The sequence below is a fragment of the Photobacterium satsumensis genome (assembly GCF_050336935.1).
Classification (GTDB): Bacteria; Pseudomonadota; Gammaproteobacteria; order Enterobacterales; family Vibrionaceae; genus Photobacterium; species Photobacterium satsumensis.
Map to the genome: position 1 here is coordinate 1 of NZ_JAKJSK010000024.1, position 13,941 is coordinate 13,941.

Annotated in this window: 12 protein-coding genes, 2 tRNA genes and 2 rRNA genes; 10 read left to right on the forward strand and 6 right to left on the reverse strand. The window is 50.9% G+C overall.

Features of this window, described 5'->3' with window-relative positions; translation table 11 throughout:
* The 4 genes from L4D79_RS28905 to L4D79_RS28920 all read left to right on the forward strand — a co-directional run.
* A 23S ribosomal RNA gene (locus tag L4D79_RS28905) occupies window positions 1–241 on the forward strand; the annotation flags it as partial.
* Between the two features lie 129 nt (window positions 242–370).
* Window positions 371–486: ribosomal RNA gene (rrf, locus tag L4D79_RS28910) — 5S ribosomal RNA — on the forward strand.
* A gap of 66 nt (window positions 487–552) precedes the next feature.
* A tRNA-Asp gene (locus L4D79_RS28915) sits at window positions 553–629 on the forward strand.
* A gap of 105 nt (window positions 630–734) precedes the next feature.
* Window positions 735–811, forward strand: a tRNA-Trp gene (locus L4D79_RS28920).
* Between the two features lie 88 nt (window positions 812–899).
* On the opposite strand, the gene L4D79_RS28925 is transcribed toward L4D79_RS28920, so the two are convergent.
* Entirely contained in the window at window positions 900–1,238 is a 339-nt protein-coding gene (locus tag L4D79_RS28925; RefSeq protein ID WP_428657148.1) for a hypothetical protein, read from the reverse strand.
* 200 nt (window positions 1,239–1,438) lie between these two features.
* Between L4D79_RS28925 and L4D79_RS28930 the strand changes: the two genes are divergently transcribed.
* Together L4D79_RS28930 and L4D79_RS28935 are read left to right on the forward strand one after the other, a co-directional pair.
* Window positions 1,439–1,774: a DUF1904 domain-containing protein gene (locus tag L4D79_RS28930; protein WP_428657150.1), complete on the forward strand. Its 336-nt coding sequence runs from the start codon at window positions 1,439–1,441 to the stop codon at window positions 1,772–1,774.
* A gap of 124 nt (window positions 1,775–1,898) precedes the next feature.
* On the forward strand, window positions 1,899–2,750 hold the full coding sequence (locus L4D79_RS28935; protein ID WP_428657152.1) for an endonuclease/exonuclease/phosphatase family protein: 852 nt from the start codon (window positions 1,899–1,901) through the stop codon (window positions 2,748–2,750).
* Here the strand turns inward: L4D79_RS28935 and L4D79_RS28940 are convergent.
* The 3 genes from L4D79_RS28940 to gloB all read right to left on the reverse strand — a co-directional run bounded on the left by L4D79_RS28940 (window position 2,737) and on the right by gloB (window position 5,823).
* Window positions 2,737–3,426 (reverse strand): YIP1 family protein, encoded by a 690-nt coding sequence (locus L4D79_RS28940; protein ID WP_428657154.1) that lies wholly within the window; start codon window positions 3,424–3,426, stop codon window positions 2,737–2,739. The two genes, L4D79_RS28935 and L4D79_RS28940, sit on opposite strands and share 14 nt — an antisense overlap.
* Window positions 3,423–4,994 (reverse strand): LysM peptidoglycan-binding domain-containing protein, encoded by a 1,572-nt coding sequence (locus L4D79_RS28945; RefSeq protein ID WP_428657156.1) that lies wholly within the window; start codon window positions 4,992–4,994, stop codon window positions 3,423–3,425. Before L4D79_RS28945 ends, L4D79_RS28940 begins: the two co-directional genes overlap by 4 nt.
* Window positions 4,995–5,064: 70 nt before the next feature.
* On the reverse strand, window positions 5,065–5,823 hold the full coding sequence (gene gloB, locus L4D79_RS28950) for a hydroxyacylglutathione hydrolase (protein ID WP_428657158.1): 759 nt from the start codon (window positions 5,821–5,823) through the stop codon (window positions 5,065–5,067).
* Window positions 5,824–5,877: 54 nt separating this feature from the next.
* On the opposite strand from gloB, the gene L4D79_RS28955 reads away from it, so the two are divergent.
* Window positions 5,878–6,621, forward strand: coding sequence for a methyltransferase domain-containing protein (locus tag L4D79_RS28955; RefSeq protein ID WP_428657160.1), 744 nt, complete (start codon window positions 5,878–5,880; stop codon window positions 6,619–6,621).
* Between the two features lie 10 nt (window positions 6,622–6,631).
* Here L4D79_RS28955 and rnhA read toward each other — a convergent pair whose 3' ends face one another.
* Complete coding sequence (gene rnhA, locus L4D79_RS28960; protein WP_428657162.1) at window positions 6,632–7,096, reverse strand: ribonuclease HI; 465 nt, start codon at window positions 7,094–7,096, stop codon at window positions 6,632–6,634.
* Between the two features lie 51 nt (window positions 7,097–7,147).
* On the opposite strand from rnhA, the gene dnaQ reads away from it, so the two are divergent.
* Both dnaQ and L4D79_RS28970 read left to right on the forward strand, forming a co-directional pair.
* Window positions 7,148–7,873 carry a DNA polymerase III subunit epsilon gene (dnaQ, locus tag L4D79_RS28965; RefSeq protein WP_428657164.1) on the forward strand — a complete coding sequence of 242 codons (726 nt, stop codon included), beginning with the start codon at window positions 7,148–7,150 and terminating at the stop codon, window positions 7,871–7,873.
* 4 nt (window positions 7,874–7,877) lie between these two features.
* Window positions 7,878–9,140: a TIGR03503 family protein gene (locus L4D79_RS28970; RefSeq protein WP_428657166.1), complete on the forward strand. Its 1,263-nt coding sequence runs from the start codon at window positions 7,878–7,880 to the stop codon at window positions 9,138–9,140.
* 136 nt (window positions 9,141–9,276) lie between these two features.
* On the opposite strand, the gene fadE is transcribed toward L4D79_RS28970, so the two are convergent.
* Window positions 9,277–11,727: an acyl-CoA dehydrogenase FadE gene (gene fadE, locus L4D79_RS28975; protein ID WP_428657168.1), complete on the reverse strand. Its 2,451-nt coding sequence runs from the start codon at window positions 11,725–11,727 to the stop codon at window positions 9,277–9,279.
* Window positions 11,728–12,217: 490 nt separating this feature from the next.
* Between fadE and dauA the strand changes: the two genes are divergently transcribed.
* Complete coding sequence (gene dauA, locus L4D79_RS28980; RefSeq protein ID WP_428657170.1) at window positions 12,218–13,936, forward strand: C4-dicarboxylic acid transporter DauA; 1,719 nt, start codon at window positions 12,218–12,220, stop codon at window positions 13,934–13,936.
* Window positions 13,937–13,941: the final 5 nt, after the last annotated feature.

The window sequence follows — 13,941 nt, forward strand, 5'->3', positions numbered from 1 at the left end:
GACCGGAGTGGACGAACCTCTGGTGTTCGGGTTGTGTCGCCAGACGCATTGCCCGGTAGCTAAGTTCGGAATCGATAACCGCTGAAAGCATCTAAGCGGGAAGCGAGCCTCGAGATGAGTCATCCCTGAACCTATAAGGTTCCTAAAGGGTTGTTGAAGACTACGACGTAGATAGGCAGGGTGTGTAAGCGCTGTGAGGCGTTGAGCTAACCTGTACTAATTGCCCGTGAGGCTTAACCATACAACACCCAAGGGGTTTTAGCGGACTCCATGAGCACTTGAATGAGTGTTGAGAGCTTGATAGTAAGAGCTAGTCAGATTTTCCCAGATTGCTATTTGCTGCCCGAGGGCGGTGAATAAACAGAATTTGCTTGGCGACCATAGCATTATGGACCCACCTGATCCCATGCCGAACTCAGTAGTGAAACGTAATAGCGCCGATGGTAGTGTGGGGTCTCCCCATGTGAGAGTAGGACATCGCCAGGCTTCCAATTTAGATATGCGTATTGAACGACGTGTATCGGATAGACATGAACATGTTTATCACCGTGTGGAGCGGTAGTTCAGTTGGTTAGAATACCGGCCTGTCACGCCGGGGGTCGCGGGTTCGAGTCCCGTCCGCTCCGCCACTTTATTTAGAAGGGTTCGCCCTTTGGTCGAATGAGTCCCGCTTGAACGCAAGCCCGACCGTTCCGCCACTTATTCAGACAGAGTTAAGTCTTTAAAATAACTACAGGGGTATAGCTCCAATTGGCAGAGCAGCGGATTCCAAATCCGCGTGTTGGGAGTTCGAATCTCTCTACCCCTGCCACCTTCGAAAGCCTCGACAGAAATGTCGGGGCTTTTTTACGTCTGTTGCTTATTCAAAAAAACACCCTCAGTTGAGGGCGTGTTGTTTATCAGTAATTGTTGCAGCTAACCGCTTCGGGGCGGCAGAACATATCGTCATGATCACTGCTGCATTGATTGACGACCTTGGTGATCGCCTTGCCACGGCTTGACGAACGGCCCTTGTATTGTTGGCCGAAGATGTTCAGTTGACACTGGTACATACGATCATGGCGACTGTAATCTTGTTCCCGGTCAAGTTCTCTTTCTAGGCTATCTACGCGTTGGGTCAGTAAACGTATTTGATATTCTAGCTCTCTGATGCGCTGGTCAGTGTTGCCGCTTGCTGCATTAACTTGTGAAGTAGCGATGAGGCTAAGCGCTAAAATAGGGAGTAATTTTTTGAGCATACTATTGCTACCTTTACTTAATTGAACGATGTTTTATTTGTGTGTATGGTAGCAAAATGTTTCTCGTATTGAAATGTGAAACAGCTTGAACGGATGGGGGATGGGAAGAGTCTGACTTGAAATTGACAAAAATAGCTGCGAAAAAGATGTGTTAGATGGTATCTTGTGGCTTTTTCTAGTTGAGAAAAATTGGAGTCACCATGCCACACCTGCGTTTTCGAGCTGTTGAATTTGATCATGTGAAGGCATTGTCGACCAAGTTGGTTGATGTTTTGGAGCCGTTAATGGCTTGTCCTCGCGAGGATTTTACCCTCGAGCATGTTTCAACCACCTTTATTTTTGATGGTGAGGTGTCTGATGCCTACCCGTTTGTGGAAGTGTTGTGGTTTGATCGGGGCCAAGAGGTGCAGGATCAAGTCGCACAGCTGATCACCGAGGCCGTCCGCGCTGAATTTGAAGAACCAGATCAGGGTATTGCTGTGATTTTCACTGCGCTGACGCCGTCGGCATACTATGACAATGGTAGCCATTACTGATACTCAAAGCGGCCAATAGGCCGCTTTCCTTATTATGGTTATCTGTTTTGTATATAGCGGGTTGGTGTATGGCTGATCAGCCTGTAGCTGCTTAGTAATTGTTGTTGTTGGTTAGGTAAGTTTGATGTCGCGTTATACCAAGGTTGTAGCAGGATTGGGGGTTGTCGCAGGAGCGTTGGGGATCAGTTCGGGTGCACTGAATTGGTCGTTTGATGTATCAGAAGTACCTGAAGTCAGTGCCAATGTGTTGGCACCACAGTTCTCGTTCAATTGTATTAAAAGCGATGTCGCACTGCCGCTGGATCAAGACGGTAATTTTTCGGTATCGGTCTGGAATATCTACAAACAACAGAAAGAAAACTGGCGCAGCGAGCTGGAAAGGTTCAGCCAAAATAGCGGGTTGGTATTGCTCCAAGAAGCGAGCTTGACTACCGAGCTGAAAGATTATCTGGACGATACCCAGTGGAAAGTCAGAATGGCCAATGCCTTCAAATTTCTTAACACGCCTGCTGGGGTGATGAATCTGTCTTCGGTCAATGCCAAGACAACCTGTGCCTACCTGGCGATGGAGCCTTGGTTGCGTTTGCCAAAATCTGCTCTGCTATCCGAGTTCAACCTGTCAAACGGTCAGACGCTGGCGGTAGTCAACTTGCATGGGGTGAACTTTGCTCTGGGGCTGGAAGAGTACAAAGAGCAGTTCCGCACCTTGAAGCGAGTATTGGATAAACATATTGGCCCGGTGATTTTAGCCGGCGATTTCAATACCTGGCGTCAGGCGAGATTGGATGTGGTGGATGATTTTGCCCGCAGCCTTGGCTTGAAAGATGCGGTATTGCGTCGTGATCGACGGGTGAAGGTGTTTGGGAAGCCACTCGATCATGTCTATTACCGAGGGTTAGACTTGGTAAGCGCGGAGGCACCGACAACCGATGCCTCCGATCATAATCCGATCATTGCCAACTTTAGGCTGCAATAATCATTACTGGCCAGACGATCAGGGTCATCAGCCAAGGTAAGGCAGCGACGATGATACATTTGGCTCTGTCATAGTCTGTCCAAGCAGCGACGGCGGCATAGCTCAAGGCGATATACCAGGGTGCCAGCAGTGGTGCCGTGGTCGCAAAGGCAGACCAAGGATGATTCAACGGTAGCTTCAGGAAGCCATTGAGGCTGTTTAGATCAGCCGCATTAGGTAAGAAGTTACTGGTGTTGAATACTGCATTCAGATAGCTGGCGAAGTCACCGATAACCGCTGGCAGCATGATAAAGCACGCCGCAGCAAGCCACTTGCCGAAACTATGCTTGTATTTACTACTCTTGGTTGCCAGGTTAAGCCAGAGTGCCAAGACAAAAATAGCGGCTGTTCGGCCAAAGAAATCACTGAACACCTCACCGGCTAACAAGACTTCCTTGGTTAGCCAAGCCTCTTGCACTTGCTGTTCCACATTGGGCAGTTGCATCATCAGCGTTTGCTGCAACCAGTTCATATCGACATGATTGAAATACCCGCCCCAAAAGAAGAACGGGCCGATAATGATCAACAAGTAGGCCAAGAACGCCCACTTTGGGCGTTCGTGAACAGCTGCAAAGCAGTCTATCGGTGAGCGGAAAGTATCGAGAACCGCAATAAACGGATTTTTGGAAGGCGTCATACACTTACCTTGGTAACATCAACATAAAGTTTTAATTGCTGACCCGGCTTGAGATACTTCTGGCTATTGAGCTGGTTCCACTTTACCACATCGGCGACTTTCACCTTGTAGCGTTGGGCAATGGTACTCAGATTGTCGCCAGAGCGCACCTTGTAGTGTACCGTGCGGATCACACCACCCGTTTCACTTGATTTCCATAGGGTCAGCTTCTGGCCAACACGAAGGGGAGCACTTTTGCTGATCCCGTTCCACTTGGTGATTTCGTCAATTGAGACTTTTTGCTTGCGGGCAATGGTCCATAAACTATCGCCGGACTGGACAGTATATGTGGTGCGGTAACCGCTGCCATGGCTTTGCTGGGTGTTGTTGGCCATACGGGCCGCAACCGTCTCACCATCTTGCATTGCAACCGGGATCAGAATATGGCGACCGACACGGATATTGGTACCGCTCATGTTGTTGGCACGCTGGATCTGCTTGGTCGTTGTTTTATGCTTACGGGCAAGCACACTCAGGGTATCACCCGGCTTAACCTCGTAGCGGATCACTTTCATGCCACGGCGGCCATTTTCGGCAAAGGCGTTGTTGAACTTGTCGACTTTACTGATCGGCAGCAGCAGGTGGCTCGGGCCTTCAGGTGCGGTTGCCCAGCGGTTGTAACCCGGGTTGAGGCGCTGAAGTTCGTCAAGAGAGACATTGGCAAATTTGGCGGCCATCGCCAAATCCATCTGGGTCTTTGGTTTAACAAGTTTTACTGCCGGCTTATTGTCGATAGCCGGAATACTGATGCCGTATTTGTCACGGTTTTGGATCACATCAGACACCGCGAGTAGTTTAGGCACGTAGTCGCTGGTTTCGCGAGGTAGGTTCAAGGACCAGAAATCAGTCGGTTTACCGGCTGCTTTGTTGTTGCGAATAGCCCGGAATACTCGGCCTTCACCAGTGTTGTAGGCAGCAAGGGCGTGGAGCCAGTTGCCATCAAATTTACGGTTGAGGTACTCAAGCAAGTCCAGCGCTGCGCGGGTGGATTCCACCACGTCACGGCGACCGTCATACCACCAGTTTTGTTCTAGGCCGAAACTGCGGCCTGTTGGTGCTGTGATCTGCCAAAGACCTGCTGCACGGCCGTGTGAATAGGCAAATTGGTCGAAAGAACTTTCAACGACCGGTAGTAAAGCAAGCTCAAGCGGCAGATCGCGCTTTTCGATCTCCTCGGTGATCATATAGAGGAAAGGTTCGGCTCGCTGGGCGACGGTATTGAGATGGCTTGGGTGACGGAGATACCAGTCACGGTAATGAATGACACGTTGGTCATTGGGGATATCCGCCCTCAGCTGCATGCTGATGCGTTGCCACACATCCTGCTGTTCCTGAGGGGTTGGAATTTTCTTGGGAACAACCACCTGCGGCTCAGGTGTTGGTGTTTTAGTCGTTGCTGTCGGAGCAACTTGGGCCGCAGGGTCATTATTTGTTGTGTTTGTTTTTTCTTCTTCTACTGTATTTGTCGTATTCGTAATTTGGCAACCAGCCAGAAGTAGCGCACTCGCCAAAAAAAATCGGGTTTTCATGTGTCCAGCCTATAGCCAAAATAGTTGGAGATAATACTTGTCCAACCACCTTAGTTACAAGTGACACAGGTCAAAATTCGTCTTTCCAACGGCGCAGTGCCGCAAACGTTTCTACATCGCTATCGTTAACTGCTTTATTTGCAACTGATTTTTTAATGCTCGGCTGGTCACAACGTAGGAAAGGATTGATCAATTTTTCTTGTTTCAAAGTGCTAGGAATGGTGCTTATCCCTTGTGCTCTCATCCGGCCGACCTCTTCGCGGTAACGTTGAAGGTGTGGGTTATCTTGTTCGGCTACAAGAGCAAAGGCCAGATTGCTGCTGGTGTATTCATGGGCACAGTAGACTTCGGTTTCATCGGGTAGGGCGCTGAGCTTTTGCAGCGAAGCGTACATTTGCCCAGCGGTGCCTTCGAATAAACGGCCGCAACCGGCAGAAAACAGGGTGTCGCCGCAAAATAGCTTGCCATCACCGACGTAGGCAACATGGCCTGCAGTATGGCCCGGTACGCCAAGGACCATGAATCGCTCACCAAAAATTTCAACTTGATCGCCGTCATCGACCGATTGCGAGACACCTGGGATAGGTTCGGCAGAAGGGGCGACAATATGGATATTCGGGTAGCGGCGCTTGAGTTCGCTGATCCCGCCGATATGGTCATTGTGATGGTGGGTGATCAGGATGGCGTCTAGTTCAAGCTCTTCCTTTTCGAGGAATTTCAGGACAGGGGTGGCATCACCGGGATCCACCACGACACAATGGTTATCCGGACTGTGAATCAGCCAGATGTAATTGTCATTGAATGCAGGTATGCTTTTAATGGTCAGCATCTTTGTTTCTCCGGCTTTTTTTGCTATTGAGCATCGACTTAGTTTGGAATTGCTATGAAGCCAGCCCGCATATTAAAACATATCGAACCACCACACACCTGGTCACAAGTCGTCAACGGTGAATGGGCAGCAGAGCTACTGCAGGCCCGGCTTGATGAGTGGTGGCCCAAACTATTTGGCTACCATATGCTGAAGCTGGGTGGGCTAAGCTGCGAATTGGCCAGTGGCCATTGTAACATCCAGCATCAGATTTGCATTGATAAGTTCAACCCTCTGCATAACGTGGTTGCTGATCCCTTTGCCTTGCCGTTTGTCGAGAAAGCGTTTGATGCCTGCGTTATTACCCATCAGTTGGACTTCTGCAGTGATCCCCATCGGCTGCTGCGTGAGGTTGACCGGGTGATTGTCGATGATGGTTATATTCTTATTAGTGGGAACAACCCGGTGAGTGCCTTAGGGTTACGGGGACTGTTGCCGTGGAACCGCAAGCGCTTTCCGTGGAAAGGCCGTATGTTCATGCCAATGCGGGTGAAAGACTGGTTAGGAGTGCTTAACTACGAGGTCGTGTTTCACGAAAACTTTGCGATACTGCCTGCAACGCGCCACCAAGCTTGCTCGGCCTGGGTCGAGGGAATGGTGTCGGACAGCTTATCGTCAGTTGGCAGCATGTACTTGATTGTGGCGAGAAAGCGAACCGTCCCGCTCAAGCCGATCAAGCCGACCTGGAAGCTCAGGCGACAGCTGGCACCGTTGGGAGTGAACTGCCGCACCAAAGCTTCCCGTAAGCAAAAATGCTAGGGAGCTAGCATTAGCTGGCTTGATAGCCGGTATCTTCTTGGGTTGGTGATTCTGCCGCGGCACGCGCCAACTCATCGCAGCGTTCGTTTTCAGGGTGGCCGGCATGGCCTTTTACCCAATGCCAGCTGACTTGGTGGCGCTGGGTTTCGTTATCCAGGCGTTGCCATAAGTCCGCGTTCTTAACCGGTTTTTTGTCGGCGGTTTTCCAGCCGCGTTTTTTCCAGTTATGGATCCACTGAGTGATCCCTTGGCGGACATATTGGCTATCGGTGGTGAGGTCGACCTGGCAGGGTTCTTTCAGGCTCGCCAAACCGACAATCGCGGCCAGAAGCTCCATGCGGTTGTTGGTTGTCATGAAAAAGCCGTCGTTGAGTTCTTTTTCATGCTGTTTATAGCGCAACACGGTACCATAACCACCCGGCCCCGGGTTGCCGAGACAAGAACCGTCCGTGAAAATTTCTACCTGCTTCGTCATATTTGGTAGTATTCGTCTTAGTTAAAACTTGAGTCTGACACAATCGTATCTATGAAAGCCACAAATGAACGCATAATCGTATTCGATACTGAAACAACTGGTATGAATATGACCGGCCCTCACTATGAAGGGCATTGCATTGTCGAGATCGGTGCTGTGGAAATTATTAACCGTAAATTAACGGGCAATACTTTCCATGTGTATATCAAGCCGGATCGCGAAATCGATGCCGAGGCGGTTGATGTCCACGGTATTACCGATGAATTCTTGGTTGATAAGCCGACTTACGGTGAAATCCACCAGGAGTTCATGGATTTCATCCGTGGGGCCGAACTGGTCGCTCACAACGCGCCCTTCGATATCGGCTTCATGGATTATGAATTCAGGAAGCTAGCTCTTTCGATGAAAACGGAAGAGATCTGCAAGGTGACCGATACCCTTGAGATGGCCAAGCGGCTATTCCCGGGTAAACGTAACAACCTTGATGTACTTTGTTCCCGTTACGGTATCGATAACTCGCACCGTACGCTCCACGGGGCATTGCTCGATGCCGAGATCCTGGCCGATGTCTATCTGATGATGACCGGTGGCCAGACGTCCTTGGCCCTGAGCAGCGGCAGTGAAGAGAGTGATGCTGGTGCAGAAAATGCAATACGTCGGTTAGCTTCTGGGCGAAAAGCGCTAAAGGTTATCCGGGCTTCTGCCGATGAAATACAAGCGCATGAAGCGCGTTTGGATATTATCGACAAGAAGGGCGACGTGATGTGGCGTCAGTAAGGGTATGATGAAGCGATTATGGTTGCTAATGCTAGTTTGGCCGCAGCTGTTGTTATGGCCACTATTATCATGGGCTGACGACAGCACGGTAATGTCATGGCTGGATAATCGCTTCCGGGTCGACCCGACGGTGCAGCAAGTCTCTTTTATGGTCAAGCGCGATCAGAAAAGTAATTCGGTGGTCTTGGTTCGCCCTGACGGCCACAAATATTATGCCTGGCGCCATCCTGAGAATGTCTCTTGGTACGAAGAGTCGGGGATGGATATTATCTCCATCGAAAACCCGGTGCCCGGTCCGTGGCAGGCGGTGGGCAAGGTGAGTCCCAAAAATAAAATCACCGTTCTGTCTGATTTGAAACTGGATGTCGACAATTTGCCTGCCAGACTCTACCAGTCAGAAACCATCAAATTTACCGCTCGCTTGACCCAAGCTGGCCAGCCGCTGGCTTTACGTGATTTTCTTGATCGCGTTAACCTGTCTGTGGTGTTCTACGAATATATTGAAAACCCCGATGAACTGCCGAAAGAAGCGTTGCCGATGCCTATCCCGATGGGGACTTTCGCCGATGATGGGAATGGGTTTGATGAGGTTGCCGGTGATGGGGAGTTTACCGTTGCCCTGCCTATAGAGCTCCAGCCCGGTAAGTACACGGTTAAGATTAGCTCTGGCAATGGTATTTTCCTGCGGACGGTTGAACAAGAAGTGCTGGTCTACCCACCCCCCATCAATGCGAGTTTTATTCAAGGCCGAGGCCAAACGGAAGACCATCAAGTGGTCGTTACCGGTGAGGAAGGCGCATTGAAAACAGGCTCATTGGCTGCGCATATCGAGCAAGTGAGCTTTGAAGGGGAAACCACTATCAGCCAACAGGCTGCCCTACCGGATGAAGAAACCTTGACGGTGTGGCTACCAAACGGCGAGCTACCCGGGCGTTACACCTGGTCCGGCTGGATTTATGCCACCGATAATTTCAGCAATCGCGAGCTTATTTTCCAAATCCCTGAAAGCCATTTTGCCATTCAGGCTGAGCTACAGCTTGACCGGAATCTTGCGACTTTTCGCGAGCAGCAAGAAGCCAAGGAGCGGCAGGTTGAATTCGCGAAGCTAGAAGCAGAGCGACAAGTTGCCCGCGCAAAGGCCATGAAAATTATTGCACTGGCCAATGTACTGGTGATTGTGCTGGTGGTTGTGGCGGCGGTGCTATGGCGTAAGCGTAAAGTGAAGAAGGCGATGGAAAGTGCCGAGATCAGTGTCCCGGCGAGCTAATTCCGGGAGAGCGATAGCTTGATTGTGACTATCCTGGTTGGACATCAGAGGGTGTAAATGAGTAGACAAGCAGTCGCCAGATAGAAAAAGGGAAGCCGGATAGGCTTCCCTTTGTCGTTTTTGCGCAGTGGTAAGTTTAAGCGGCTATTTCCTTTGGAGTCGGCTGGTAGGGCTTGGCCGCCAGCTCTTGCGAGTCGAAGTCATCGACATTGATGGTGCGTAGTCGACCTTCTTCTGCCCGGCACAGTAGTTCGGCTTCTTCAGGGTTAATGACATTCAGCTCAAGCCCTTTCTCTGCGACTTTGTCTAGCTGCATGAACGGCATTCGCTTACCTGCTGCTTTACAGACACGATCGTAGACTGGCTCGGCTGCAAGGATATCGTTCAGCGTTTCTTCAATCATACCGACAGCATTGTTTGGCGTCGCCTCTAGGTATTGGTTTCGGCCAATACGGTTACGGGTTTCGCTTGGCGTCTGGATGATCCTAGCGACTTTGTGATCCAGCTTATCCGATGGGCGTACGCGACCCAACCCTAGTGGGAACACCATGGTGCGCAGTACAGCCGCGATAGGGCGGTTCGGGAAGTTGCGCAAAAACTCGTCTAATGCTTCTTGAGTCTGGTAGAGTGCATCTTGCAGACCCCAGTGAACCAAGGGTAGATCTTCAGCCTTGGCCCCCTCGTCCGTATAGCGTTTGAGGGTCGCAGAGGCAAGATAGAGCTGACTCAGTACATCACCCAATCGGGCTGACAGGCGCTCTTTACGCTTGAGTGACCCACCCAGTACAGCCATTGATATGTCAGCAAGTAATGCCAAGTTGGCACTGTAGCGGTTCAGTTGCTGGTAGTAACGGGCGGTTGGATCTTTTCTCGGAGCAGAAGAGCCACGGCCATCGGTGAGGCCGAACCAGAATGAACGCACCATATTGCTGATCACAAAGCCCACATGGCCGAACAATGATTGATCAAATTCACGTAGGGCTTTGTCTGTATCTTCGTCGTAGGCCGCATTGATTTCGTTTAGGACATATGGGTGGCAGCGGATCGCCCCCTGACCAAAGATGATCATCGAGCGGGTCAGGATATTGGCACCTTCCACGGTTACCGCTATTGGTGCCCCTTGGTAGCCTCGGGCCAAGAAGTTGCTTGGACCCATACAGATCCCTTTACCACCGACAATGTCCATCGCGTCGATAACACTACGCTGGCCACGGTGGGTACAGTGATATTTCACAATCGCTGAAATGACCGAGGGTTTCTCGCCGAGATCAATACCGGTCACTGTAAGGTTACTGGCCGCATCCATCACATAGGCATTCCCCGTAATACGGGCCAATGGCTCCTCGATCCCTTCCATCTTGCCGATAGGCAGTTTGAACTGGCGGCGGATACGAGCATAAGCACCGGTGGCCATCGCCGCAGATTTCAGCCCGCCTGTTGAGTTGGATGGCAAGGTGATCCCACGGCCGACCGATAGGCACTCAACCAGCATACGCCAACCTTGCCCTGCCATTTCCTGACCGCCAATAATAAATTCGATAGGGACGAAGACTTTGTCACCCAAAGTCGGACCATTTTGGAACGGGACATTGAGTGGGAAATGACGGCGGCCGATGTCGACACCATCAATATCGGTTGGGATAAGGGCGCAGGTAATCCCCAGCTCTTCCTCATCACCCAATAGGTGGTCCGGGTCAAATAGCTTGAAAGCCAAGCCAAGTACGGTGGCAATCGGTGCCAAGGTGATATAGCGCTTGTTCCAGGTCAGCTCCATGCCGAGTACTTCTTCTCCCTGCCAATAGCCTTTCTTGACGATTCCGAAGTCCGGGATCGATCCGGCATCGGAACCCGCTTCTGGACTCGTCAGGGCAAAACAAGGGATCTCCTTGCCTTCGGCAAGACGGGGCAGGTAATGGTCTTTCTGATCTTCGGTGCCATAATGCTGCAGTAGCTCACCGGGACCGAGTGAATTCGGCACCCCGACAGTCGAGGAGAGCACGGCAGACACACCGGTTAGTTTTTGTAGGACCAGAGACTGGGCGTAAGCGGAAAATTCAAGACCACCATATTTCTTCTTGATTATCATGGCAAAGAACTTGTGTTCTTTAAGGTATTGCCACACTTCCGGTGGTAGGTCGGCCAGTTCGTGGGTGACTTGGAAGTCGTTGACCATGCGGCAGACTTCATTGACTGGGCCGTCGAGGAACGCTTTCTCTTCGGGACTCAGACGCGGGGCCGGAATATCGTGCAGCTTATTCCAGTCGGGTGCACCACGGAACAAGTCGGCTTCCCACCAGACGGTACCGGCGTCAATGGCTTCTTTTTCCGTCCGTGACATTTCTGGCATGACTTTCTTGAACGCTTCCAGTGCGCGGCGGCTCACTAGCGAGCGGCGCAGAGACGTTATATTTAGCGGTAAAGCGATGATCAAAAAAGCTAACCAGCTGAACTGGCCAGTAATATTGAGTAGGGTGCCCGCAGCCAGTGCAGCAGCAATGGCGAGGGTGAAGGTGCGCAGGTTTGCCCGGTGGTAAGCGAGCACACCGGTTATACCAACCAGCCCCAGTAGGTACACAAGTGTAACCATGTTCAATCTCCTTATTTGGGCGTTGTTTTATTATATTTTAGGTACAATTTATGCAAGGTAAGAGGTCTAACCACTTGTGCTAAGTGTAATGTGGTTTTTAATGAAATGTAAAATAAATTTCCATTGTGATAGAGCGCGGTTACGTAAAGATGTCTTGTCACTTGTTGTAAAATAAGGGATTGATCGAGATCAGCTGGATGGAAAAAAGTGCTTGCGTTAAATTATCATACAATTAAGATCGCGTGATATAGTTCACGTATTGCTAGGAATGTGGCATTGAGGCCACCTTTTCGTGAATTTTCATGGAGTGATAAAGGTCGCGCAAAATGGCCTTTCCAATTGTTGCCTTTCCCGAACTCCGACTGACAGTTGCCCGCCGGATCCCACTCTCGGGATGACAGCTACTTACAATTCTTCTATTTATCTTCACCAAACGGTAACAATCGTGTTTGGCTTTTGTCGTTTCCGTTTGGTTTGCAAGGGGTTTACCGTGTTGTTATTTGATGCGTTCAGACAAGCGTGGCGCGAAGGCTTTTCTCTTTCAACGTTACGCGCTGATATTGTCTCCGGCGTTACCGTGGGTGTTGTTGCTATTCCGTTGGGGATGGCATTGGCGATTGCTGTTGGGGTCCCGCCACAGCATGGTCTTTATACCGTTATTGTTGCCGGTTTACTGGCGGCGTTGTTGGGAGGCTCCCGTTTTAATATCACAGGCCCGACCGCGGCTTTTGTGGTGATCCTTTTGCCTATCACCCAGCAATATGGGCTATCCGGCTTGATGCTGGCGACCATGATGTCCGGGGTGATCTTGCTGCTGATGGGAGTGCTGCGCCTGGGTCAGCTGGTGGCCTATGTACCGTATCCGGTCACTACTGGCTTTACCGCGGGGATAGGCTTGACGATTGCCTTCTTGCAGCTCAAAGACCTACTCGGCCTCAGCGTCGCAACCAATCCTATTCACTTTCCCGATAAGGTGGTGGCGTACGCCAGTGCAATGCCGACCTTAAATATGGCTGATGCCTTGGTAGGAGTCGTTACTATCGCGGTGTTTATTCTATGGGCCAAGCTGAAAACCAAAGTGCCTGCCCATGTGGTGGCCTTATTGACCGGCACGCTGGTGGCGTTGTTTGTTAACCACAGCAGCGGTGCCCATGTTGGCTTGCTGGGGGAGAAATTCCATTATCAAATTGGTAACTTGATCGGGCAGGGGATCCCTCAGGTACTGCCGCAGTTCATTTTGCCATGGCAGGATAGCCATTTCTCCTGGGCACTGGTCATCGAGCTATTGCCTGCGGCATTTACTATTGCCATGCTGGGGTGCATTGAGTCATTGCTGTGCGCCGTCGTCGCCGATGGTATGACCGGCACCAAGCATAATCCCAACGCCGAGTTAGTCGGTCAAGGTCTGGCGAATATAGTGGTTCCGTTCTTCGGCGGGATCCCGGCGACGGCCGCCATTGCCCGTACGGCGACCAATATCAGGGCCGGTGCTTTTTCTCCATTGTCGGCGATTGTCCATGCCTTATTTGTGTTGGCAGCGATGATAGTCTTGGCACCGATGCTTTCCTATGTGCCGATGAGTGCGCTGGCAGGGCTGCTTATTATGGTGGCGTGGAATATGTCCGAGGCTCCCCACTTTGTACATACCTTGAAAGTGGCTCCAAGGCGGGATGTCGCGGTGTTGTTGACCTGCTTTACCCTAACCGTTGTATTCGACATGGTGGTGGCTGTAGTGGTCGGCCTGCTGCTGGCTGGTGTGCTGTTCATCCAGCGTATTGCCTCACTGACGACGGTCGACAAAGTGACGGGCGGACATCCGCATCAGAACTTTGGTGATGATGTCATCGTGTATGATATCAATGGCCCGCTGTTCTTTGCCGCCAGTGAAAAAGCCCTGTCGGTAATTGATTACACCGCACCGGATACTCAGGCGGTGGTATTAGATTTTAGCGATGTGACGACGGTCGATATTACCGCTATCCATGCGCTGGAAAATGCCATCGACCGGATCCGTGACTACCCGGTTTACCTGCTAGGCGTTGCCACCCATATTGAGAGGAAGCTGGCAACGGCAGGTCTTTTCGCGGTGGATAATGTTGCCTGCTATGCCAGTGCAGAGTCATTACGTGAGCATTTGGCAATAAAGACTCACAATGTTCAGCCGAAGGAGTCGACACTTCCAAGCGTTTCTTTGTACACTGCTAGTTGATAATA

What these genes read in the sequence shown, in the direction of transcription:
- L4D79_RS28930 (WP_428657150.1), top strand. Translation starts at nt 1,439, where the DNA reads ATGCCACACCTGCGTTTTCGAGCTGTTGAATTTGATCATGTGAAGGCA.
- L4D79_RS28945 (WP_428657156.1), bottom strand. Translation starts at nt 4,994, where the DNA reads ATGAAAACCCGATTTTTTTTGGCGAGTGCGCTACTTCTGGCTGGTTGC.
- rnhA (WP_428657162.1), bottom strand. Translation starts at nt 7,096, where the DNA reads ATGACGAAGCAGGTAGAAATTTTCACGGACGGTTCTTGTCTCGGCAAC.
- fadE (WP_428657168.1), bottom strand. Translation starts at nt 11,727, where the DNA reads ATGGTTACACTTGTGTACCTACTGGGGCTGGTTGGTATAACCGGTGTG.
- L4D79_RS28940 (WP_428657154.1), bottom strand. Translation starts at nt 3,426, where the DNA reads ATGACGCCTTCCAAAAATCCGTTTATTGCGGTTCTCGATACTTTCCGC.
- gloB (WP_428657158.1), bottom strand. Translation starts at nt 5,823, where the DNA reads ATGCTGACCATTAAAAGCATACCTGCATTCAATGACAATTACATCTGG.
- L4D79_RS28935 (WP_428657152.1), top strand. Translation starts at nt 1,899, where the DNA reads ATGTCGCGTTATACCAAGGTTGTAGCAGGATTGGGGGTTGTCGCAGGA.
- L4D79_RS28970 (WP_428657166.1), top strand. Translation starts at nt 7,878, where the DNA reads ATGATGAAGCGATTATGGTTGCTAATGCTAGTTTGGCCGCAGCTGTTG.
- L4D79_RS28925 (WP_428657148.1), bottom strand. Translation starts at nt 1,238, where the DNA reads ATGCTCAAAAAATTACTCCCTATTTTAGCGCTTAGCCTCATCGCTACT.
- dnaQ (WP_428657164.1), top strand. Translation starts at nt 7,148, where the DNA reads ATGAAAGCCACAAATGAACGCATAATCGTATTCGATACTGAAACAACT.
- L4D79_RS28955 (WP_428657160.1), top strand. Translation starts at nt 5,878, where the DNA reads ATGAAGCCAGCCCGCATATTAAAACATATCGAACCACCACACACCTGG.